Below are 24,373 nucleotides of genomic sequence, written 5' to 3'. Positions count from 1 at the left end.
ATCATGGAAACTATCAAAAAATAAACACTTGTTATGAGTCTTCTCTCTTTCTCTGTTGAATATCATATAAACGACTTTTTCAATAAGAGAAAATAAAGCTTTTCCTGCTACTATAACAACTGAAAACAGATTAAACGAAAAAAGTTGAACTTGGAACAGGCTTTTGTTCCAAGTTCAACTGTCTATTTCAATCATCTACAGACAAATGATGATTTATTTTACCTTGTGTTTTTCATCAGATTACTTGCCTAATTTATTTTGACTCCTCTTAGATTCCTTTCGACCTTTCAATAGGAACAAGCTAACGAATACCACTAATAAAATTGTATATCCTAATTTTTGAATAACTTGGTTATTTTTTTCACCTGTTTTTGGTAATAAACCTTCCTTACCAGTCTCTTCACTAATAGAAGATTTACCTATTTCATTGTTGCCCTCTTGTGTATTTTTACCTTGCTCTGCTTTATTATTGATGTTTTTATCTTCCTCAGAGGATGATGCAGTTTCTTTATTCTCTAATTGTTCGATGGCCTGCACCAAATCGTTCATCACTAGTTCGACTTCAGCTTGCGTAGTATTTGGATCAGCTAACACTGCTTGCGCTGCTTCTAGCGCTTTGCGGAACACTTGCCAACTTTCTGCCGTATAACCACTTGCAACTCGGTTTTGGTTTTCTTCGACCAATTTTTTTAATGCTGTTTTGTCTACTTTAGTTACTTCTTGCAGTTGCTCGATGGCTTTATTCACTGCTTGAACTGCTTCGTCTACTTCAGCTTGCGTAGTATTTGAATCAGCTAACACTGCTTGCGCTGCTTCCAGCGCTTTGTGGAACACTTGCCAACTTTCCGCTGTATAACCACTTGCAACTCGGTTTTGGTTTTCTTCGACCAATTTTTTTAATGCTGTTTTGTCTACTTTAGTTACTTCTTGCAGTTGCTCGATGGCTTTTCTCACTGCTTGAACTGCATCGTCTACTTCGGCTTGCGTTGCTTTTGGATCTGTTAACACCGCTTGGGCTAATTCCGTTGCCTTAGTGAAGACTTTCCAACTTTCTTTTGTATAGTCGCTTTCGTTTCGGTTTTGGTTTTCTTCGACTATTTTTTCTAATGCCGTTTTATCTACTTCTGAAGGAACTTTGATAGTAATTGATCTCGAACTTCCTTTTAACCCTTTGCTATCAAATAGAAATGCTCCTGAATCCATGGTAATTTCGGACTCTTTTTCGATAACCTCAATGATCTCTTTCTCAATCGAAAATTCAATCACCTTATTATTTTGAACAGGATTCGCAATTGACAGTCGATAAGTATCATTACTCAATTTTTCTGCAATAATGGATGCAGGTTCAGATACGTGAACAAAAGCTGCCTGTTGATTTCCACTCCAAGCGTTCAACATGAGATAGTCTTTTGTCTCAATCGCTTGGATTTCTGGTGTGTTTGCTAATACATTATAGCTTTTATGTTGCGCCATTTCTGCCATTTCTTCTGCTGTCTTTCCAGCAACAGTCAAATACTCATAAGTATCATTTTGAGCGTTACTTCCATGATTTTTGATGATTTTTACAAATTCTTTTGTATATGATTGATCATTGACAAAATATTCGTTGATATCCAAATATTTGCCAGATCGAATTTCTTTTTGAACGTCAACGTTCGACATGGTATTTGGAAAAATGTAACCTAAATTATTGAGTGGATTTGTCGAAGTAAGATTGATCCAAGTAGAATCAGCTGTTTTCTTTTGGATAATTTGCATGTTACTTGAATCCATCATTCGATTATCAAGGATCGTCTCAATTGTCGCATTCGTTGTTCCGCTGATTCCACTGCCTAAATTAATCAATTTATCTTCTAACAAAAACCATGATTTCTTTGCTACCAAATCCATATTTTCATTTTTCTTATCTAAAAACATTCCGACTGCAGCTACTTTGCCATTATTCGATCCTCCCACCCAAGACTGAGGACTCTTTTTACCAGTAGAAGCACCTTCTGCTAACACTTTTGTATCTATAGTGGTACCTGGTAAGCGATAAGAATCAATAGTGACCCAATAACCTTCATCAAATTGAGCGAGGTCACCGTTATAAAGATAAACCATCCCATCAGCCGTATGCCATCCTTTTTTATTTTCAGTATTTCCATATTCATAATTTCCAATACGACTAGAGTACATACTTATTCCGAGACTATAACTCTCGTTTTTTTGAAATACCCGATCCATTGAACCATAAATATTCACGAGATTTTGCTCTTCTTTACTAGTTATCGAAGGCTCATTCATGATTTTCTTAAGATCAATCAACGCTTCAAAGTCTCTTGGGTTTTCAAAAAAATCATAAAAATAACTACTATGCTCAAGCCATGCTTTAATAGACGAATCAATTTTCTTGCGTAAAATTTCTGGCGAAAATTTCGCTACTAATGTAAGATTGGCGATCGTTTCCTTTCCAGATTCAAATTCAGAGGTAAAGGGATTCGTCCCAGGAGCTCTAGAAATACTTCGTCCTGATACCATTGAGGGCATTTTTCCATTTACCATCAATTGTAAATAACCTTTATCGGTTACTTGAAACAAGTTATTTATATTGTCATCTTTGATTTCCCAATGTGTCCCTTGCAAAATCGTTTGAACCCGTCCAAAGCCTTTCAGCAATTCATTTCCATAACTTCCGTTATATGGGAAATGACTATGTTGGATTAATGAGCCGTCTGAATATAAGCCATCTCCTCCTGTCACCATTTTTAAAACGGATGGAACAGCGCTTTGAACTGCCTCTACTCGGGAATCATTTTCTAATAAAATGGCTGTTCCTAAGACGGTAATAGATATATCTGTTAAGTTCGCTCCTGTAGCCGTATAGCTAGGCCATTGAACTTTAGGATCTTGCGCATAGTGGTTTAAAGGTTCAACAAATTTAGTTAAGATTGCATCATCTTTTTCGATTAAATCATCATGTAATAAAATCAGTGTATCTGTTAATGGCTGTGCTGATCCAATTTGCCAATCCCACCAATTTCCACTCCAGTATGTTCCATTGTAGTTTTTGGTTTCAATCATAAAATCAATTGCTTTCAAAATTTGCGTAAAAACCTCTTGATTCTTATGTAATGAACTCGAAGGATCATAATAACCTAATGTCAATTTTTTGATGTTGGTAAATTGAGTGGTATAGTCTGCTGATAGTGTGTCTGAACTTTTTTTCTCCCACAAATAAGTTCTATTTTCTGACTTATTAAGTGTTTGCCATAATTCTAAACTTTCTTTGGCTATTCTCGCTCGATATTTTTTTACGTCCGAATCCTGATCAAATTCTTCATGATCTTCTTTAGATCCTAGCAAGCGTGCTTTCCATCTCTCACGCATTTCACGATACTCTGCTTTTTCTTGAATAACCGTAACTGGAATCGTATCACTTAAATCCGTATTTTTGATTCTCACAGTCACCTTTGCTTCTCCGGTTTTGAGTGCTTTCATTCTTCCTTGACTGTCTACATTGACAATACTAGGATCACTACTGCTCCACTCAATTTGTTTTTCAGGAACTTGGACGCCTGTTGGTGTTAATATGTAAGTTAATTGTTTGGATCTTTTCTCGCTGATTTCGGCTGAATCAATCGAAATCTTTATCCCATCAGGTAAACGTGCTTGACGATAAGCTTCCATTGAAATAATGCTCGAACCATAATATTGACCATTCGTGTGCTTCCACATTTTTAGTTGTTGGTATTTAATATATCGAGCTGTTACATTCGCTACTTCAATATATTTTTTTGCTTCTTTCCCGCCACTTCCACGCTCCTCCTTATAGATGGATTGATAATTTTGATTGTCGTTAGAAACTAATACCTCATATTCTGGACTCTCCGCATGAAAGTGTAAAACCACCTGACCAATTGTTTTTTCTTCTCCAATATCAACAGTCAGCCACTGATTATCTGTTTTATCCGCTGACCATCTCGTCGATATATCCCCATCAACCGCTTTTTCACCTACAAATTGCGGATATTTCCAATTATCTCCTTGTTTCCCACCTTCTACTCCTGAGTAGGTAACATTCTTTTGAAACAAAAAATCTTCAGTATCTTCAGCACAAACGATTGGACTGTAAAAAGATGTAACAACAAGCGCCAATCCTGTTAAAGCAAAAATGATTGCCTTCTTCATTAAAAAATTCCTCCTTTAGTTAAATAGAATAGTCGATAAAAAATTTTAAGTCGTGAGGCAAAATGAATGATCATCAATTTTTTATCCATTCTTTGCAACTTTTGTACATACTACTTTTACTTGAGAAAACTACCTAATATTCGTTCTTAGTTTTTTAGTTTCAATTGTGATAAATCATTGGAAGAATCGCTCATATCTGCTTATTCGTAAAATATTTAAAATCTGTCTTTCTACTAAAAACACTACTTTACATTTTCCCCACCTCCTCACTGATTCACTTAAACATATAAAAAAATAGGCATGAAAAAACGACGGAAGACTCCGTACGTGTTTTCCATGCCTAGTATAACCTAGTCACATGAAACTTGTGTTTGCGTTTTCATAATACTCTAGCAAAAATTTATTGTCAACCAACAAAACATTTAAATATACTGGTTATATTATGTATAAGTTAACTGGGACCATAGGATCTTATTGTATGTTTTAGTAATCTTTACAAAAGGGTAAAGCTCTGCCTCTCTTGCTTCTGACTACCCCTCAACTTAGGGAACCACACTGATTTACGTATCAACTTTGAAAAAAAGAAAAAAACATCCTTGCACAAAATCTCTTCTGTGCAAGGATGAAACATATCTTATCTTCTCGGCTCATTTTCATCAAAATCTTTATAAAATAAACGACGGTCCTCATCTGGTTCCACAATTTCTTCTTTAGGATCATGGAACACCACGCGAATTTTTAAAATTCTAGAACCTTCCATTTCTTCAGAAGTCAAGGTAATGTTGTCTACATCAAACGATAATTTTTCTCCCTCATCAGGGATCATGCCCAAAGCAGTGATTAAATAGCCTGCCATCGTGTCAACATCGCTCATGTGTAAGTTACTGTCAAATACTTCGTTGAACTCATCGATCAACATTCGTCCTTGGATCACGTATTCATGTTCAGTAACCTTTTCATATAATTTTTCGACTTCATCTGATTCATCATCAATTTCACCGACGATTTCTTCTAGTAAATCTTCTAAAGTCGCTAAACCAACGACTCCACCATATTCATCCAGTAAAATAGCCATCTGGTTTTGAGTTTTTTTCATTTCGTACAAGAGATCATCAATGAATATTGTCTCTGGTACAAATAAAGGTTCTTGCATGATTTTTTGAATATTTAAATGTTCAAAGCCAAATTTATGAGCAGCTTTCAATAAGTTTTTCGTATGAAGAATCCCAACAACTTTGTCTTTGTCTTCATTATAGACCGGAATCCTTGAATAATTTTCTGATAAAACTTCATTGACATTCTCTTCAACGGAGTCATTGATATCGATCATAAAAGCATCTGTTCGAGGAACCATTACTTCCCTAGCTACTTTGGTATCTAAAGAAAAAACACCTTGCAGCATTTCTAACTCTTCATTATCAAGTACACCTTCAGTTTCCAACATATACCGCATTTCATCTCTCGTCATTTTTGAATCTTCATCGTCAAAAGTCATTGGTGTGACACGAGCTAATAAACTAGTCGATGCAGATAATAACCAGACGAAAGGTTTGGCAACCACACCGATCAGACGGATGATTCCTGAAGTAAAGTTGGCTACTTCTTCTGATTTGTTCAAGGCGATTCGTTTAGGATACAATTCACCAAAAACAATCGATACGTAGGTCAAAATAGCTAAAACAATAATATTGGCAATATTTCTTGCTGCTACACTACCACCTAATAATGGTGCTAATTTTTCTGATAATGTATTGGCTAACGAAGCACCGGATAGGATATTGACTAACGTGATTCCTACCTGGATCGTTGACAGAAAGTTATTTGGGTTCTGCAATATTTTTAAAAGCTTTTGAGATTTAACATCTCCTTCTTCCGCTTTTTGCTCGACTCGATTTTTGTTGATCGAAACAACAGCAATCTCGGAAGCAGCTAAAAAAGCATTGATCAAAGTTAAAATGATCAGTAATAAAATTTGCGCTAACAGCGACTGACTCTCAGGGTCAGCATTCATAATCGCATTCTCTCCTTATATTTTTTAATTTTTTTGTTTACGATAGAAAAAAAGCGTGACTATAAAGATAGCCACGCTAAAATGTTATCACAAAGAATTTTTCTTTGCAATAAAAACAACTATGAAGCAATTAGTCGGAATTGCTGATACGTTATTCCAATGTCGTTGCAATTTTTTTCTTTTTTTCATTTTGCTGGTCTTCTTTAACAATTTTGATGACATAAGAAATAATCGTCTTACAAATGGCATAAAACGGTACACCTAAGAAAATCCCGATCAAACCAGCAATGTTTCCTGCTACTAATAACACAATGATGATCGTTAGCGGATGGATTTTTAATGATTTTCCGATGACATTTGGATAAATCACATTTCCATCCAATTGTTGAACGATCAAGACAACGACACAACAAAGCAGTGCTTTAACAGGATCATTGAATACTGTCACTAAAAATGCTGGAGCTAAGCCTAGGTAAGGACCTAGGTAAGGAATCAAATTAGTCAAACCAGCGATGACGCCAAATAAAAAGGCATAATTGACCCCTAGAATCAGATACCCCAAAAAAGTAAATGTTCCGACAAAAAGACATTCAATCGCTTGACCACTAATGTAGTTAGCTAATGTTTTGTTCAATTGACCAAGTAATTCAACAATTTGATCTCTTCTCTTTTCAGGAAAGAATTTCTTGACTGTCGGAACCATTTTTTCTCCATCTTTCAACATATAAAACAAAATAAATGGAGCTGTGATGATCACGATTGTAGCAGAAGCGATCGTACCGACAAGCGATCCTAAGCTGTTTGAAATCCCGCTGAGGAACTGTTGGATAATCTTAGCATAAGAAATATCTAATTGATTCAAATAATGATTGATATCTACCTCTTTGAAGATCGGTAGTTGGGCCATATTATTTAACCAAGTCTCTACACGACTAATAAAGTCAGGAATATTCGATGCGATGGATGAAATTTGTTGGATCAAGCTAGGAATCACGCTGAGCAAAATCCAGATGATCGCTGCGACAAGCAAAAGTAATACGATTGCTACCGCCCAAATGCGTTTGATTTTGATCTTCATCAATAGTTTGACAATAGGATTCAACAAATAATACAAAAATCCAGCAATCAAGACTGGTGCGAATAATGTTGAGAAAAACGTTCCAATTGGTTGAAAGATAAAATTGATTTTTGAAGAAACCAAGATCAACGTGGCGATAATGAGTAATTCGCAAGACCAAAACATCAATTTTGATTGTTTCAATTTTTCAAACAATATACTTCCTCCTTTCGTCTTTTTTACTAGTATATATTATTTGTGTGAAAATTTCTTTTATTCTTACTGATATTTGTTTTTTTATCCACTTTTCATTTTATTTTCTTTACAGTATACTAAACGAATGAAAGGTGGGTTTCGGATGAAAGTCGTTCAAACAAAAGATACATTAAGTGATATTTACCTTGATGCCGTTCGTATTAGAAACCAAGTTTTTGTCAAAGAACAAGGCGTTCCTATAACTAGAGAAATTGATCAAAATGAAGCACATTGCATCCACTTTGTTCTTTATTCAGACCAAAATCTACCTTGTGGGACCGTTCGGCTATTACCATTAGAAAATGGAAAAATGAAGTTACAACGAATGGCGATTCTTGCAGATTATCGTCATCAAGGATTAGGTCAAATTTTAGTAGCTGAAGCTGAAGCTTTCGCCAAAAGTCAAGGATACAATACGATTTTGCTAGGCGCCCAAGCAACAGCTGAGAATTTCTATAAAAAATTAGGATTCACTGCTTATGGAGAACCATTTGAAGATGCTGGTATTGCTCATATCGCAATGAAAAAAGTCTTTTAATTATTGACAGGCTATCAAAGCAAGGATCATCCCTTGTCCTTTTTCTTCCATCATCAGTGTCTATGTTGAAGAACCCATAGCAAAAAAGCAGTAAGCGCAAAACTTTTGCGCTTACTGCTTTTTTTTGTTTACTTGCGCGACAATTGCTTGTAACGGTTATACCAAATATCAATATAGCCTTCGGAGAAAGGGCCCTCACCATTATTGATCCAGTCAACCAAGATCTTCACGTTTTCTTTTAGGATGAAGTCGATATCATTCGGATAATTCATCATTTGGCTATGCATCTCATATTCATCGACATCTAGTAATCGTTTCTCTCCATCAGGAAAAACTTTGATATCTAAATCATAATCAATATACTTCAATGCCTCATCGTCCAGCAAAAAAGGTGAAGCTAGATTACAATAATAGGAAACCCCCTTTTCTCGAATCATTGCTATTACATTGAACCAGTACTTTTTGTGAAAATACACAATTGCTGGTTCTCGAGTCACCCAACGACGTCCATCAGACTCTGTAACTAGAGTATGATCATTGACACCGATCATCGAATGCTCACTTGTTTTTAATACCATGGTATCACGCCACGTTCGATGCAATTTGCCGTCATGTTTGTAACTTTGGATCGTTACAAACTCACCTTCTTTTGGGACTCCCATAGCAACCCTTCCTTACGCAGCATCTCATGCTTTGTGTTTGGGTGTTCATTACACCGACATCGTAATTATTATATCAATAAAAAAGAGCTTTGCCTAGAAAGGATTACTATTGTTTCGATTTTTCTCTAATTGTTCGTTTAATTTCACCTGTACTTTTGGAAAAGCCACGTTATCGAAGTCTTCTGGTAATAACCATTGTGTTATTTCAGTTTTAGGAAATTTGTCATTTGATTGAGAAGGTATTCGACCGTAAAATAGTAATACGTGCCATTTCAAATGGCTAAAGATATGCGTTACCTCTCCCAAATGCCGCTTTTGCCAAATCAATTGTTCTTTAAAATGAAAGGGTAGCTCCGTTTCTTCTTCTGCAACTTTGTCTTGATCGAATAAGCTTGGTTCATGAGATTGAGCCCATTCAGCTTGCAACCATTCGTATTTCTCTTTTGTGACTTCGACCATCGGGAACGTCCACATGTTTGCTAATAACCTTTGCGTATGTCGTTCCTCAAAATAATAGGCTCCAGCCTCATTTTGAATCGCTGCACACACATAATAGACATCTTTCGGTTTGGCTTTCTTTGTTTTTACTGGAAACGAGGTTTGCTCATTTTTTTTGTAAGCTAAGCAAAATGATTGGATCGGACATGATTCACAATTAGGTGAAGTAGGTGTACAAATGGCCGATCCTAGATCCATCATTGCTTGGTTAAACTCACCAGGATGCTTTTCATCAATGATCTTACGCATCGCCTCATCAAAAATTTTCCGACTAGAAGCTTTGGCGATGTCAGCTTCAATACAAAATAAGCGACTCACGACTCTCATGACATTCCCGTCGATTGCTGGTTCTGGCAAGCCAAAAGCAATACTTGAAATAGCGCCTGTAGTATAAGGGCCAATCCCTTTCAATGAACTGATTTCTTCTGGTGTTTGCGGCATACGTCCATCAAATTCTGTCATGATCTGTTGGGCAGCAGCTTGGATATTTCGAACGCGAGAATAATACCCCAATCCTTCCCAAGCCTTTAAAAGTTTTTCTTCTGGTGCCGCAGCTAACGCTTCAATCGTCGGAAACCATTCCATAAAGCGATAAAAATAAGCAATTACCGTATCTACACGGGTTTGTTGAAGCATGATCTCAGAAATCCAGATACGATAAGGATCACGATCATAGCGCCAAGGTAGATTGCGTTTTTCTTTTTCGTACCAGCCAACAAATTGCGTTTGAAACTGTGCGATTTCCTCTTCCGTCCATTTTTCCCATTCTTTATTCACTTGCTTCTTCCTTTTCTACGATAAATCGTTGGATCATTTCTAAATCAAATCCTTTTTGATATAAGCTTTGTTTGATTTTTAAATTACGTTTTTTCGGTTCAAATCTCTCATTTTTACGCCATAACTTGTCCCCTTGTGAAACTAATGCTTCATATTCAGCGTCTTCATCCGTTTCTTGTGGTAAATGGGCGATGGCTTGTTGGATCGCCTCTTGGGTGAATCCCTTTGTCATCAAGTTTTGTTGAATTTTTCTAAAAAGTTCTTTATGACTTTTCCCATGATTTTTATTGAATAATTTTTCTGCCGTTTGCGATGCTATCGCTATTTGTTCTTCTTCTGGATATTGCAACAGCGCCTGATCGATGATTTCCGGTTTCAAACCTTTTTGTTGTAATTGCTGAGCTATTTTTTTTGGTCCTTTGTCACTTAGTCGTACATTTGTCCGCACGTAGCTTTCACCATAGATGAGGTCATTGATCAAATCTAATTTCTTTAAACGATCCACGATCTTATTACGGTCAGCTAGTTCAATCTCTTTTTCTTTCAAATAAGTTCTAATTTCTTTTTCCGAACGCAATTGATAACTTAGATAATTGAGCGCTTGTTGGAGACCAAAGTCAAACCCACTACTTTTCTTGATTTCCTCAATTGTTTCCTCTGTTAATTCTTGTCCCTTTAACAAGCGGTAACGCACCAAGATATCTTCTGAAACCTTCAAAGAATCCCCTTCAGATAATTCGACTTGATAAAATGGACCTTTGCCTTTACTGATCCTAGTAACTGTTATCATTGAGTTACCTCCTCGAACGTATATTCTTATCATAACATAGAAAATCCCCATCGCTATTAATAATATGTTAGAATAAAACCACACTATTAGAAAAAAGGAAGATACTTATGACAGAAACCATTGTCAAAAACGGCCAAACCATCCCTTTAAAAATCAAACGACTGGGTATCAACGGTGAAGGGATCGGTTATTTCAAACGTTTGATCATCTTTGTCCCTTATGCACTACCCAAAGAAGAAGTCCTTGTCAAGATCACGAAAGCAACACCTCGCTATGCGGAAGCTCGGTTAATCAAAGTCAAAAAGCAAAGCAAGGATCGAGTGGTGGCGCCTTGTCCAGTGTATTATGAATGTGGTGGCTGTCAGCTTCAACATTTAGCATATCAGGCACAACTTGATTTCAAAAAAGATTTGCTTATGCAAGCGCTAGAAAAATTCAAACCGGCTGGCTTTCGTTCTTACGAATTACGTCCAACGATTGGCATGGAAGAACCATGGCATTACCGAAACAAAGCACAATTCCAATTAAGAAAAAATAAGAAAACACAACAAATCGAAGCTGGGCTATATCAAGCAAATTCCCATGAACTTGTGCCATTAATCGATTGCTTAGTTCAAGAACCACAGACACAAAAAGTGATGAATACGGTCGTCGAGTTATTGAATAAGTATGACCTTCCTATCTATGATGAACGGAGCAACAGCGGCATTTTTCGGACGATCATGGTACGTGTTGGAATAAAAACGGGTGAATTACAAGTTGTATTTATTACTCGCAGTCAAAAATTTCCACAAAAAAATGCAATCATCCGTGACATTAACCAACAATTGCCAGAGGTTGTTTCAATCATGCAAAATGTTCAACCTGCTAAAACTTCTCTCGTAATGGGCGATGAAACAATCCACCTTTGGGGAAAAGATGCTATTGAAGAACATCTCAATGAAGTTACTTTTGATCTCTCACCACGAGCTTTCTTCCAGCTGAATCCGCAACAAACAGAAGTCCTTTATAATGAAGGAATCAAAGCACTCGCGATCCAACCAAATGAAACGATCGTAGATGCTTACTGTGGTGTGGGAACGATTGGTTTAAGTGTAGCAAAACAAGCGAAAGAAATCCGTGGAATGGATGTAATTCCTCAGGCTATTGATGATGCACGTAAAAACGCTCAACGTTTAGGGTATACTAATACCCATTATGAAGTTGGAACTGCTGAAGAATTATTACCAAAATGGCTTGAAGAAGGATTTGAACCAGATGGGATCATTGTCGATCCCCCTCGTACAGGGCTTGATCCCCAGTTGATTCAATCGATCCTCAACTATCCGCCAACGAAATTAGTGTATATTTCCTGCAACGTCTCAACCTTAGCACGAGATCTGGGACAATTAAGTAAGAAATTCAAAGTGGAGTATTTGCAGTCAGTGGATATGTTTCCCCAAACGGCTCGATGTGAAGTCGTTGTAAAATTGACTAGAAGATCAAGTGTTACCAGCAAAAACTAGCTGAACTTTTTTCGGTACTTTTTCTGCTCGTCTGACTTAACCCAACCTAAGTAAATAAAAAACATCCAAAACACAGAGCTGTGTTTTGGATGTTTTTGTTATGCAATAGTTCATGATTGTCCACTTTTTTAACTCTTACTAATTCAATTTATCCACTAAATATTTACTTTTTGATACTTTTTAATGCACGAAACAATGTCTGGGATTGTCCTTTGAATGACATGACTTGTTCAAATATATCTTCCCCATCATTCAGCATCTTTACGGTGGTCCACCCTAGTGATTCGGTGATGGCACTTGCAACAGTGGCATTGATTGCTGCCCCTGTAACAGTTCCAACTGCTGGTACAAATTTGACAATATTTCCGACAGTACTTCTTCCTAAACTGACTACTACAAGTTCTTTAGAAACACTTTTCCCTAAACTTTCTGACCAAGGTTGTCCAAAAAGTTTATGTAGCCGAGCCATCATAGTCAATTGAACTGGAACTAATAAAAACGCATCTGAAAAAGGGATCGGAGAGCAACCGATGATTGCAGCTGTTAACGAAGCCGCGTGAATGATCCTATGACTTTTTTTGCGTGTCGTTTCATCGACTCCTTTTAAGAAATCTTTAAATACATGATCAAATTTTGCTTGATTTTTTGCAAGGATTTTTTCTGCTACGATTTTCGATTGGTCATAAGCATTAAGGATCACTCTAGCTGATTTTTGTGGCATTTTTTTTAACACTTCAGCAAAGAAAGAGTCGAACTCTTGCTGGTCAAGTGTTTCTTTAGCAAGTGGTGCAACATGATTAGTTTCATCGCTTGTATCTTGCGTATTCTTCTTAAAAAATCTCATCATACTTTTCCCCCTACTAAAAACTACCAATACTCCATTTAATGAAGTATTGTTGTAGCTCTATCATACATTAAACCTTTCCTTAACCAAAATCATTCACTCATGAACAAAAGAAGGTTGAAACAACAATGTTTAGCATCAATAATTTAGAACGAATTTCCGAAAACTGCTTCTCAAATTTAAAGATGAAAATCTCGAAACAGCTTCTCACGTTTTGAAAAATTCAGGCTTATTTCGAGGAGCTGATGTTTGAACACCATTTACTCATTTTAGAAATAAAGAGACTGAAGCAAGTTTTGCCTCAGTCTCCTACACTTGTCTTTGAATAATTGGTATTTCTAGCACAGATTCGCTGAAATTGAACCCAAAAGATTCTTATGCTTTATTATTGAATATTCGCATCAATTACTTGATAAAAAGCATTGGTTGTATCACTAATATTCCATACAGCCAAGATCACGTGATAGCCTTTGCGATCTTTTGGAATATTGATTGTTTGTTTGACAGTTTGTGGCGGTCTTGCACCTTTGTCATCAATTTTTGATATCAATTCAAAATCACTGATTTTCAATGGTGCATTAGGATTCCAACCAGTTTTAGTGATATAGTAATCCCAAGTACTTGTACTATGCTGCGCAGTTAAAAACCAAGTAATATTCAAGTTACCAGTATTGATGATATTTTTATGCCATCTAGTTGCTGTTTGCTCATCTAGTGGCTCAAATCCAGTAACCCCAGCACTTGCTATTTTCCCATCGATAAAGGTATTTTTTGGTGCTTCAATACTTTGTGGCTCCCACTCTGCTCGTCCAACATTTTGGTTCAAATTACCAGCTGCTGCAGTTCCGAAATAAGCACGACTTCCAGGTGAGGTAATATAGCCATGAGCATAGCCAGATGCACCAAATCCAAACAAACCTAACATAACAACGCCAACAAACATTAAGATATTAACCTTTTTCATGATGAACCTCCCATTCATTGATAGGTTCATTGTAAGCGCTTTTAATAAAAGAATCAAACATTATGCTTTTATAACTTTTAATAGATTCTTACCCATAAAGCTTCTGTAATATCTGGTTCCCATCCCTCAGTAGCTGGATGTGGTTGAATACAACGATAACGATGTCCCTTATAGGTAACGATATCGCCTATTTTATATGATTTTCCGATAACCCAAGTATCACCTTGCGTACTTTCACTTGTGGTTTTCACTGAGATTGCTTGGCTAAAGTCAGAGGTCCCTGCAGCGTTAACTGCTTTAACTTTATAGCTGTAGGTTGTATTTGCTTGTAAATTTTGATCTTTAAATGTATTCGTTGCACTTGTAGCGATGCGAATATTGTTTCGATAAACTTCATAATGAGTGACTTTTTCTTTTGAAGCATTATTAGTCCAGTTTAAAGTCACTGAATTTTGCGTAACATTACTACTAGTTAAATTTACCGGAATTGATGGTTTAGTTAGCGTTTCTACTGGGTCATTTTCTCCACCAGTCGTTCCATCAGTGAATTGTTGGGCAACAGTTAAGAACTCATATTGATTTTTGACTTGACCTTGACCACCATCGACCATGGCATCACGGTTCATTGACCAATAAGAAACCATCCCGAGTTTTCTTGATTTTGCATGTTGGACGATTTTATTGAACATATCAGTTGTAAAGTATGGATGTGTGTCTCCTTCAAATCCAACGGAAGGGGTTGTTCCTAATTTAGCATAAGCTTGAGCATCAGTTAACGTTTTGTTCGCATAACGTTTGTAGTAATCTTGTAATTGTTTTTTCGTATTGTCCACTGCATCTAGTGAACCTTGCGCATAATCGGGAACAACGCTACCGTAACACATCGTCATGATATTAACGGTAGTTAGATCAACACCTGCCTCAAGATAGGCTTGCAAGACAGATAAACCTGTAGATACCAATCCAAAGTCCATCACTGGTAATGTAAGGGTCACACTAACACCTGTTTCATCTTGGACTTTTTTAATCGCTTTAGCATTAGCTAAATTATGCGCATAATTCATTGCTCCAGCTTCTACGTCGAAATCAACACGAGTTAATCCATAACCATCAATAATTTCTTTATAAGCATTTGCTAAAATGGTTGAATCTTGTGTTGTTTCCCAAAATGCGCCAGAATTTAGACCACCAAATGATACAGCAACATCGCCACCAACTTCTCTTAATTCACGAATGGATTTTTTGATTCCTTCATATTGCCATTGATCGCTATCACTTTCGCTTAAGCCTCCAAATCCACCCCAGGCCCAGTCGATCTTACCATTTTTAATACCTCTTGATTGCATGAATCCTAAATTGAAGAATTTTTGTCCAGTGCTTTTTGCCACTGCAGCTAAATTAAGCGCTCCGTTATTTGATAGATTGCTGCCTGAAACATATGCCGTCATATCGACAAATGGTGCTACTACTTGATCCGCCCATTTGATCCCTTGACCAACGCCAAAACCAGCTTGCTTGTTCGTACTTTGTTCTGTCGCAAACGCCTCTTCCATATTCAATAATAATGGCGCAATCATCAGACTACAAAGAGCTGCTCCCGCTAACATTTTTTTGATTCTTTTATTTCCCATATCTTCTTCTCCTCTCGTGATCAGTGCTATTATCATCTATTTTGTAATCGATTACATATATTATCTTATCAGATAAATAACATCAAAAATAACAATAAATTTGACAATTAACGTTATTTAATCTAATTGACTGTTTTCTTTAATAATGTTCGGAGTTACAACATTACAATGGCAATGATTTTCATTATCCAATAAGAGATAGGGGTTAATATTCTAATATAATAACTGGTTTAAAATAACTAAACCAAAAGTATAACCTTCCAAATCAAATTCAAGTATGTTTAAAACGTTCATGGTAAACTAGAATTATAGAAAGGAGTTAAAACAATATGGCTATACTGAAAGATTATCGTTTTTGGGTTTGTACTGTTGGCATAGTGATTTTAGGTTTCTTATCGGGGATACTAAGTGGTAATCCAGGTAGTTATTATTATTCACTTGAGCTACCTCCTTTTGCACCACCTAGTTGGATCTTTGGTCCTATGTGGACAGTGCTATATATTTTAATGGGAATTTCGTTATATTTACTATTGGTAATGAAAAACAAAAGGGTCAAACAAAAATTAATTACATTATTTGTTATTCAATTTGTATGTAATTTTATCTGGTCTGCTTTGTTTTTCAACTTGCAAAACACCTTGATTGCTGCACTAGATATTACTTTATTAGTGGTCCTTCTCTCCATACTGCTTTATCAACTATGGAACCACTATCGCTTAGTGATGTGGTTACTGGTACCATATTATCTCTGGGTATTATTTGCTACGCTTCTCAACTATTCTATTTTATTTTTAAACTAGTAAAAAAAAAGCATCCGCACAGTCGGTTATGACTGTTGCGAATGCTTTTTTTACTTAATACCCATTTCCATAATTATATCCTTGTTCATTATTTTCTTGTTGGTAAGTTTGTTCATTGTTTTGGTTGTAATTCTGATTGTAGTTCTGATTGCCGTACTGATCATAATTTTGATCGGCGCTTTGATTGTATTCTTGATTATACTCGTTGTACTGATTTGTTGTTTGCGAATTTCCTGAATAAGTTGAATTATTCTCACTTGTCGCAGTCTCGTTCGAATCTTCAGCGGATTGCGAGTCATTGTAGAACATGATAGAAGCATTGTCATTTTTTAAATTAGGTAATGTCTTACTTGGTTTGATGTTTAATTGTTTTTTCAATTCGTTTTGGATACTTAATAAATCATTTTCACCTAAAATTTGATAGTAAATACTATCAATGGTTGCATCTTTACCTTGCAATTGATCTTGTTTGATCGTTTCAAATGCTGGTGTGTAATTGGTTGCTACATCTAGCATATCATCCCAATCTAGGTCAGTTGTGACATTTTTTTCGACCGCTTTTAAAATTTTCCGATAATTGCTGACACCATCTAAACTCAATACTTTATTAACAATTTTAGTAACGACTTCACGCTGTCGTGCTTGACGTCCGATATCCCCTTTAGGATCTTCGTGACGCATCCGTGAATAAGCAAGGCCTTTCTTACCATCTAATACTTGTTTACCTACAGGAACATGAACACCATCTAATGTAAAATCAATTTTATTATTGACTTCCACACCTCCGACAGCATTGATCAGATCTTCCATTCCATCTAAATTAATGGTTACATAATGGTCAATGGGGATATCGAGTAACTGTTCGATTGAGTCCATGGCCATTTCAACGCCTCCAAAAGCATAGGCGTGATTCAACTTATCAACAGTACCATGACCAACGATATTGGTATAAATATCACGGTCTAAGCTGACGATCGTTGATTTTTTTTGTTGGGGATTCACCGTTACCACCATCATTGTATCCGATCTTCCTTGTTCGGTTCTACCTAATCCGCCAGTATCCAGTCCTAACAAAAGGACAGAAAAAGGTTCTTTGTCGTCAATACTCACTTTATCTTTACGCTTTGTTGACTGACGATTCGATCCCTTGGATATTTGATTGACTGTTTGGTTTGCTTCACCCATGAGTTTAATTCCATAAGCTGAGACTCCGCCAATAAAAACAACGAGAATTCCCAGTAAAGCTATTACGACTTTTTGCCACCGCTTCATAATGCACCTCTATCTCACATTTTCTTAAAATATTTTCTCATACAACTAATAAATCAGCAAACTACCTATTTAATCATAATAAAACTTTAAAAAAATAGTCGTGAATAAAAAACTAATTAATATGTAATTTTTTGAATTCTTAATTATCATACCATAGCATCATTACAGAGAAAAGCTTGAATCTCAGTATTTCAAAACGCTTTTATTTTGAAGCACTGAAATGCCTCTTACTCGTTCTCTTTCTTAATTACAATGGTCATCTTGGATCTGTCGTTTTATTTGCAAAAAAAGAAACGATGCCATTCAGCAGACATTGTCTCTTTTTTACAAATTGATACCACCTATTTTATACAGCTTTTAACTGTTTTTTATTAGCGATTTTACGGATGTAACGATCTATATCATGAAAATCACTCCCTGTTACAGACCCCTTCGCTAAAATTAGACTGTCTTCGATTAGTAATTCCTCTAGATAATCACTTAACTCTTGTAAAGTAGCGAACCATTTGAATCGTTGATCTTGTATTTGTTCTTCCTCAAAAATCTTTTTAAAATGCTCACCATAACCTAAGATATGATCTGCTCCACAATGTTCCATCGAATCTTTCAGTGATTCATGGATTACTTGTGCAGTACTTCCTAAGTCAGCAATCTGTCCAAGTACCAAAATACTTTTTCCTTGATAAAAGGTTCGAACTTCATCAAAATAATCGATAGCATTTTCCATCGCAGGCAAAGAAGCATTATGGGTGTCGTCAATAAATGTGAAATTCGTTCCATTCAAGGAAGCATAATTCGTTTTATCGAGAATCTTAGACAATGGCTTAAATGTAGTAAATGCTGGCAGATACGATCGAATGTCGCCTTTTATTTTCCAGACTGTCAATAAAGCAGCAAAAGCATTAGAAATCATACCTGCAGAAGCAACTGACAAGTTCATCGAAAATTCTTGTCCTAAAAAAGAAAATAAAATTTCACAATACTCTCTTTCTTGTCTCGTTTCAATTAAGAAGACATCCTTTGTTTGATCATACAAAGAGTACGTGAGAATCTCTGCTGTTCTTTTTTTGGCTGCTGTCATTAGAATCGCTAGTTCTTCCTCACCAATATCTGTATTGATGATTGCAGTGCCATCTTGCTTCAGTCCTTCAAAAATTTTTGCCTTATGTCGTGCCACTCCGATAGTATCTTTTAATGAACTAAGGTGTGCTTCTCCAATTGAGGTTACAATCGCAATCTCTGGTTGCACTAAATTAGACATTGATCCAGTGTCATAAGAGTTCAACGCATTGACAGAGACTTCTAAGTTCAACATATCTGGCTCACTTACTAGCTTGCTTAGGTATAGAGGAATCGCAAAACGAACATTGTGGTTCCCACGATTTTCTAACACTTTTTCATTTTGGAATAAATGTGAGATCATCATTCGTGTGGATGTTTTTCCTGCCGAACCAGTGATCGCTACAATTGGTTGTACATAATTACTTCGGATTTTCTCTGAAATTTGTAGTAAAAATTCCCAACTATTTTTAACAATAAATTGAGGTGTTCTAACAGCTGGGTCGTCAATAGGAATTTCAGTAATGATTAAACCAAACTCATTTTCCCTTCCTTTGATTTGCTCGTTCCCATCTCGCCAAGCCACTGTCTTTCGATTGATGTAACTTCTTCTTTCTGGTGTCAAACAAACAAATGCTGTGGTATTATAATTGGTTCTTTTGTTTAAATGTCCAGAAAAGTACTCAAAGTTGTCAATTATTTGATCAAGATGGTCGTACTTTTGTAAATACGCACCATCGACATCAGCCAATAATTCTTGGATCTTCCACATTCTTTTACACCTACTTTGTTCTAGATTCTCTCTACCATTTTCCTCGTCTTGGTCTTGCTTGATTCACATACCTTGTTGCTGTTTTTTCAATTCTCTGTGGCGAGTCATCTTGGTCTTCTTCCCAAGGATACAACCCCTCTTCATTTTTTTGATACTGACTCCAATCATTTTCTAAAGTTTCTGATTGATGGTCTTTTTTCTTTTTCAGCCGAAACCCTAAATAGGAAAGACCAATCAATGCTAAAGCAGCAAATCGAATATAACCAACCATTATCTTCACTCCTCTTCTCTTTTTAAAGGCATAAGTAATTGATCAAACCAGATAGAAAATGCTCTGCATCATCTATTCTCATACGGAAACGATCATGACGCGCAAAAAAACCATATTTGATCACTTGCGGTTGTTTGAAAAACTGTGCAAACTCTGGAAACATGACTCCTGTTGTGATTTCATGTAACACTCTTTTTTTCATTACCGTATTGATTCGTGCTTTTGTTTCAAAAAATTCTTTCTCTATCGGAAAAAGCTTATCTTTTAAAGGACTTCTTTCTAATTTGCTGATCATTTTTGAGGCTGCTACTAGTAACTCAAGCATGGTTGGATAAGCTGTATCTCGTTGATCGATAAAGTTGATGTTGACCATTGCATTCTTAATACCAAATTCATAGTAAGTATCTTTTTCTTGATATTTAAGCATCTCATTCGTTGCATAACTTAACCAATGGTCATGGTATTTTTGATAATTATTTGCGACAAATTGTTCCATTAATCCTTCACAAATCTCAAAAATCTCAATTTGTTTTAAAATCGCATGTGCTCTTAAGAGGGAAAACAGAATTTCACCATCATAATAAATAATTCTAAAACGCTCTTTTGTCATTAATTCGGCATTCAACACATGGATCGTCTGATCATCTGGAGTGATAAATTTTTCTGAAACAGTCGTAATTAAACGACTAAGGGAACTATGAAAGATGGTCTCTTTAGTCACTTCTGAATATTTTGCTAAAGCCAAGATCGCTGTCGCCTGGGCTCCTAACTTATACTCTACTTCTTTATTCAAGTAATCTTTAATCAACAGCTGACCATTGACTTCAGAAGTAAGATTTTCCAATCCCCATAGTAATCCTTCTTTGACTCGTTGCATCAATTCCTGGTCGGATAAATATTCTGCCGATTCAGCTAATGCGTACAAAGATGAAAAATGGCGAACCGAATTATACCCTTTTAGTAACTGATCATAGCAAGGATAATAGCCATAAATGAATTTACCAGTAGGAGTCAACTGTTTGGTTAAATAATTCGTTCCTTGTTCAATCACTAGTTCCGTAATATCATCAAGATTTTCTGTAGTCACTTCTCTGACTTGATTGCCATTGCCATAATCTTTCAAAGGGAATACTTCACCATTTTCAAAATAGAAGGAGGCTGTTTCAAAAAAATAACACTTTGAACGCTCTAAGTAGCTTAAATCACTTTCTTCACGTCCATATTTACGCTTAACATAGCCACGGTAATTTTGGGAATCAATGTGTAACTCAGGATGATTTTTTCCAACTATATGTGCTTTACTTGGTTTAATGATTGCATTTGCTACTAATTCTTCTTTTAAAAAACTTCTTTTTCTGATTCCATCTATTCGCAAATTAAAATCGATGTAATTATTCCTTTTTATTTTGTTTAACCGTTCTTTGACTTGTTGAAAATCAACTTGCTCTTCTTTCGTCACTACATCCAACCTCAGATACGTTTCTGTCTCAAAATGATAGGTTCGATAAGCTGTTAGAAAATTATTCCAAATTGTTTTTAGATTGTTTCCGTAAAATTCATAAGTCTTACCACGCTTACTAAAATCTCCTACGGATACGATTAATAATTTTTTCTCCGTATGAATGACTACTTTTTCAAGTACTTCTTGGATGGTTGCTAAATCATTTTTATCTGTTTGAACTGGCATAGACTCACCCCTATCAAGAATAAAGAGGTTATAACTACATCCATTATGATTTTTAAATCTATTTCTATAGTTATAACCTCTCCGTTAATTATTAGTTATTCTTTTTATTTCTTTTCATTTTCCAAATACCCATTCCCGAAATCAATGATACTAATCCACCTAACCAAGAAACAGATGAACTTACCGTATCAGAGGTTTTAGGATACATTTTTAGTGTTGAGCCGTCATGGTAATTCAATGGTTTTGTATGACTTGTCCCACCATAGTGCAAAGGTAATTGTGGTGGATTTGAACCTGATCCACCAGAAGTGTTGATCGGCACCATTCCTGGGTCGCCGTTCTGATCCGTATCTGTACCATTTCCTGCACTTCCCACGCCGGCATCCGCATCAGCGTCGGCATCGGCATCGGCGTCAGCATCCGCATCAGCATCGGCGTCAGCATCGGCGTCAGCATCAGCGTCGGCGTCGGCATCCGCATCCGCATCGGCGTCGGCATCTGCATCCGCATCGGCGTCAGCATCTGCATCGGCATCGGCGTCAGCATCTGCATCGGCATCGGCGTCGGCATCAGCATCAGCATCTGCATCGGCATCTGCATCGGCGTCTGCATCCGCATCGGCATCCGCATCCGCATCCGCATCGGCGTCAGCATCGGCATCGGCATCCGCGTCGGCGTCGGCGTCGGCATCGGCGTCGGCGTCGGCATCGGCATCAGCATCGGCATCGGCGTCCGCATCGGCGTCAGCATCCGCATCAGCATCAGCGTCAGCATCCGCATCCGCATCCGCATCAGCGTCGGCATCAGCGTCAGCATCGGCATCGGCATCGGCGTCAGCATCGGCATCGGCGTCAGCATCTGCATCCGCATCGGCATCCGCATCAGCGTCGGCATCTGCATCTGCATCCGCATCCGCATCCGCATCGGCGTCAGCGTCGGCATCCGCATCGGCATCAGCGTCGGCATCTGCATCAGCGTCGGCATCTGCATCAGCGTCGGCATCCGCATCGGCATCAGCATCGGCGTCAGCATCAGCATCAGCGTCGGCATCAGCATCCGCATCGGCGTCAGCATCCGCATCGGCGTCAGCATCCGCATCGGCATCGGCATCAGCATCGGCATCGGCGTCGGCATCGGCGTCGGCATCGGCATCAGCGTCGGCATCAGCATCGGCATCGGCGTCGGCATCAGCATCCGCATCAGCATCCGCATCCGCATCCGCATCCGCATCGGCGTCAGCATCCGCATCAGCATCCGCATCAGCATCCGCATCGGCGTCAGCATCAGCATCAGCGTCGGCATCCGCATCAGCGTCGGCATCTGCATCGGCATCCGCATCCGCATCGGCGTCAGCATCGGCGTCGGCGTCGGCATCCGCATCAGCGTCGGCATCTGCATCGGCATCCGCATCCGCATCGGCGTCAGCATCGGCGTCGGCGTCGGCTTCTTCATCGTCTGGGATCACAGCAGCAGCTGGTAAACTTGGATTGTCATTTTCATCATACGCGATTAATTGGATGTCTTCTAAAGGTGACACATCTGTGGCTGCAATTGGAATCGTAAAGTTTCCATTTTCATCAGCCTGTCCTTCTGCAATCAAATTATTCTCTTGATCATAAATACGAACTGTTGCATTAGGATCTGCCATCCCAGTTACTTCATAACCATCAGTTGAGTTTCCTGTAACTACAACATTATATGGTGGTGTTACTTCAGCAGCTTGATAAAAAACTGGCGAATAGCCATCAGAGCTAGAGGCGATATCGATAGATAAAACATCTGCTTTTACAATATTTCCAACGAAGCCAGCTTCATAAGGAACAGACATATCTACTCCGGCTGCCGCTAAATCACTATAATTAGGATCCTGAATCAATGTCGGAATCGTAACCGTCGTTTCACCTAATACGCTCGCATCAGCTAATGTTCCAATCAATGATGACCCCACACCAACTAAACCTGTTGCAGTAGCAAAAGTAAGATTAAACGCTGGTTTAATCGTTGCGGACAACGCTGTATTGATCGTACCTGCTGCTATCGTACCAAGAGCACCGCTTCCTGCATTCGGTGTCGCTTGGATTGCTTGGACAGCATCATTGATTCCATCTAAAATTTCAGTCAGCCCTTCTCGAATAACTGTTTCTAATGAGCCATCTAATTCACCATAGATATATTCGTCCCCTTGCATTTGAAGATTCAATGCTACTTCAGCTGACGTCAATGTACTAAGGTTCTCTAATAATGCTAGTTGAGCATACACTTCATCTAAATTGACTGATGCCAACGGGTTAAGGTTAACAATGTTTTCAACAGCAGACACTAGGGTAGTTACCGCCCCATCTACAATCGACAATAGTGGTTGTAGTTCTTCTCCTGGTAACAAAATATCTGTTTGGAAAGTACCCGTCCCATTTGGATTAACTAAACCTTGCATTTCAGTTGGGATTGCTAAAACTGCTCGTCTCGAGCCATTTAGAACACTTAGATCAATCCCATTATTAGCTGAAATAACAAAATCAACATTACGAGTCGTTCCAGCCAATGGAAAAGGTGCACTTGCTGTTGTTCCACTGGTATTAGACGTCGTTAGATTATTGAACAACTGGCCACTAATCAAGTCAGCATATACTTGTTGTGAACCCACAGTAAACAACGGTGTAGCAATTGAAATAGGTGCTGTCCCCAACAGCATCCCTGCAGCAATAGACGTTCCTACTAATAAGTATTTTTTGGATCGACGTTTAGCTCTAGCTTTTTGATCCATACTTTTTTTATAATCCTTTTTCATTTTTTTCCCCCTTAGATGCTTC

General features: G+C 37.6%; 17 protein-coding genes. 3 read left to right on the top strand and 14 right to left on the bottom strand.

The window, feature by feature from the left end; all coding sequences use genetic code 11:
* Window positions 1–240: 240 nt before the first annotated feature.
* From IGJ27_RS03945 to IGJ27_RS03935, 3 genes are all read right to left on the bottom strand, one after another.
* Entirely contained in the window at window positions 241–4,170 is a 3,930-nt protein-coding gene (locus IGJ27_RS03945; RefSeq protein ID WP_178306094.1) for a polysaccharide lyase family 8 super-sandwich domain-containing protein, read from the bottom strand.
* A 634-nt stretch (window positions 4,171–4,804) separates the two neighbouring features.
* Window positions 4,805–6,181: a hemolysin family protein gene (locus IGJ27_RS03940; RefSeq protein ID WP_096709474.1), complete on the bottom strand. Its 1,377-nt coding sequence runs from the start codon at window positions 6,179–6,181 to the stop codon at window positions 4,805–4,807.
* Between the two features lie 151 nt (window positions 6,182–6,332).
* Window positions 6,333–7,454: an AI-2E family transporter gene (locus IGJ27_RS03935; RefSeq protein ID WP_010719694.1), complete on the bottom strand. Its 1,122-nt coding sequence runs from the start codon at window positions 7,452–7,454 to the stop codon at window positions 6,333–6,335.
* A gap of 142 nt (window positions 7,455–7,596) precedes the next feature.
* Between IGJ27_RS03935 and IGJ27_RS03930 the strand changes: the two genes are divergently transcribed.
* Window positions 7,597–8,031, top strand: coding sequence for a GNAT family N-acetyltransferase (locus IGJ27_RS03930; protein ID WP_010719695.1), 435 nt, complete (start codon window positions 7,597–7,599; stop codon window positions 8,029–8,031).
* 128 nt (window positions 8,032–8,159) lie between these two features.
* On the opposite strand, the gene ntdP is transcribed toward IGJ27_RS03930, so the two are convergent.
* From ntdP to recX, 3 genes are all read right to left on the bottom strand, one after another.
* Window positions 8,160–8,693, bottom strand: coding sequence for a nucleoside tri-diphosphate phosphatase (gene ntdP / locus IGJ27_RS03925; protein ID WP_010719696.1), 534 nt, complete (start codon window positions 8,691–8,693; stop codon window positions 8,160–8,162).
* Window positions 8,694–8,786: 93 nt separating this feature from the next.
* On the bottom strand, window positions 8,787–9,968 hold the full coding sequence (mutY, locus tag IGJ27_RS03920; protein WP_034698908.1) for an A/G-specific adenine glycosylase: 1,182 nt from the start codon (window positions 9,966–9,968) through the stop codon (window positions 8,787–8,789).
* Entirely contained in the window at window positions 9,961–10,758 is a 798-nt protein-coding gene (gene recX / locus IGJ27_RS03915; RefSeq protein ID WP_178306095.1) for a recombination regulator RecX, read from the bottom strand. The genes mutY and recX overlap by 8 nt, the downstream gene beginning before the upstream one ends.
* Window positions 10,759–10,865: 107 nt before the next feature.
* On the opposite strand from recX, the gene rlmD reads away from it, so the two are divergent.
* Entirely contained in the window at window positions 10,866–12,263 is a 1,398-nt protein-coding gene (gene rlmD / locus IGJ27_RS03910) for a 23S rRNA (uracil(1939)-C(5))-methyltransferase RlmD (protein ID WP_178306096.1), read from the top strand.
* Window positions 12,264–12,426: 163 nt separating this feature from the next.
* Here rlmD and IGJ27_RS03905 read toward each other — a convergent pair whose 3' ends face one another.
* The 3 genes from IGJ27_RS03905 to IGJ27_RS03895 all read right to left on the bottom strand — a co-directional run bounded on the left by IGJ27_RS03905 (window position 12,427) and on the right by IGJ27_RS03895 (window position 15,702).
* Window positions 12,427–13,107, bottom strand: a complete 681-nt coding sequence (locus IGJ27_RS03905; RefSeq protein ID WP_034698910.1) for a YcjF family protein — start codon at window positions 13,105–13,107, stop codon at window positions 12,427–12,429.
* 385 nt (window positions 13,108–13,492) lie between these two features.
* A complete protein-coding gene (locus IGJ27_RS03900) occupies window positions 13,493–14,071 on the bottom strand; it encodes a lytic polysaccharide monooxygenase auxiliary activity family 9 protein (protein ID WP_010719701.1) in 579 nt (192 codons plus the stop codon).
* A gap of 77 nt (window positions 14,072–14,148) precedes the next feature.
* Entirely contained in the window at window positions 14,149–15,702 is a 1,554-nt protein-coding gene (locus IGJ27_RS03895) for a carbohydrate-binding protein (protein ID WP_063626810.1), read from the bottom strand.
* Window positions 15,703–16,031: 329 nt separating this feature from the next.
* Between IGJ27_RS03895 and IGJ27_RS03890 the strand changes: the two genes are divergently transcribed.
* Window positions 16,032–16,502, top strand: a complete 471-nt coding sequence (locus IGJ27_RS03890) for a TspO/MBR family protein (protein ID WP_053765637.1) — start codon at window positions 16,032–16,034, stop codon at window positions 16,500–16,502.
* A gap of 54 nt (window positions 16,503–16,556) precedes the next feature.
* Here IGJ27_RS03890 and IGJ27_RS03885 read toward each other — a convergent pair whose 3' ends face one another.
* The 5 genes from IGJ27_RS03885 to IGJ27_RS03865 form a co-directional block, all read right to left on the bottom strand.
* Window positions 16,557–17,774 (bottom strand): LCP family glycopolymer transferase, encoded by a 1,218-nt coding sequence (locus IGJ27_RS03885; RefSeq protein ID WP_010738153.1) that lies wholly within the window; start codon window positions 17,772–17,774, stop codon window positions 16,557–16,559.
* Window positions 17,775–18,120: 346 nt separating this feature from the next.
* Window positions 18,121–19,605 (bottom strand): Mur ligase family protein, encoded by a 1,485-nt coding sequence (locus tag IGJ27_RS03880; protein ID WP_178306097.1) that lies wholly within the window; start codon window positions 19,603–19,605, stop codon window positions 18,121–18,123.
* Between the two features lie 31 nt (window positions 19,606–19,636).
* Window positions 19,637–19,876: a hypothetical protein gene (locus IGJ27_RS03875; RefSeq protein ID WP_034698894.1), complete on the bottom strand. Its 240-nt coding sequence runs from the start codon at window positions 19,874–19,876 to the stop codon at window positions 19,637–19,639.
* 22 nt (window positions 19,877–19,898) lie between these two features.
* Entirely contained in the window at window positions 19,899–21,563 is a 1,665-nt protein-coding gene (locus tag IGJ27_RS03870) for a hypothetical protein (RefSeq protein WP_081204215.1), read from the bottom strand.
* A gap of 91 nt (window positions 21,564–21,654) precedes the next feature.
* A complete protein-coding gene (locus IGJ27_RS03865; protein ID WP_438791688.1) occupies window positions 21,655–24,351 on the bottom strand; it encodes an adhesive domain-containing protein in 2,697 nt (898 codons plus the stop codon).
* Window positions 24,352–24,373 lie beyond the last annotated feature (22 nt).

The sequence above is a fragment of the Enterococcus sp. DIV1726a genome, assembly GCF_051710985.1.
GTDB classification, from domain to species: domain Bacteria; phylum Bacillota; class Bacilli; order Lactobacillales; family Enterococcaceae; genus Enterococcus_B; species Enterococcus_B hirae.
This window is presented reverse-complemented; position numbering and strand designations above follow the sequence as displayed.